Source organism: Chryseobacterium sp. SIMBA_029 (assembly GCF_046535275.1).
In the GTDB taxonomy this organism is placed as follows: domain Bacteria; phylum Bacteroidota; class Bacteroidia; order Flavobacteriales; family Weeksellaceae; genus Chryseobacterium.
Map to the genome: position 1 here is coordinate 1 of NZ_JAWRXA010000115.1, position 345 is coordinate 345.

The 345-nt window shown below is 47.0% G+C and carries 1 protein-coding gene; it reads left to right on the forward strand.

What is annotated here, in order from left to right:
• A partial coding sequence (locus tag SB679_RS23450) for a reverse transcriptase domain-containing protein (protein WP_410704681.1) occupies window positions 1-345 on the forward strand: 345 nt, incomplete at both ends.

The window sequence follows — 345 nt, forward strand, 5'->3', positions numbered from 1 at the left end:
GCCAGCAGTTAGAGGATGGTACCTATCAACCGCAACCAGTCCGAAGGGTCGAAATCCCGAAACCTAACGGTGGGGTACGGTTGCTAGGGATTCCTACTGTGACAGACCGCTTTATCCAGCAGGCAATCGCTCAAACTCTCACCCCAGTTTTCGATCCGATGTTCTCCGAACACAGTTTTGGCTTTCGTCCAAATAGGCGAGGACATGATGCAGTTCGGAAGGCTAAAGGATTTATGAAAGAGGGGAAACGGTGGGTTGTTGATTTAGACTTAGAGAAATTCTTTGACAAAGTAAACCATGACAAGTTAATGGGGCTTATAGCCAAACATGTCAAGGAAAAGACAC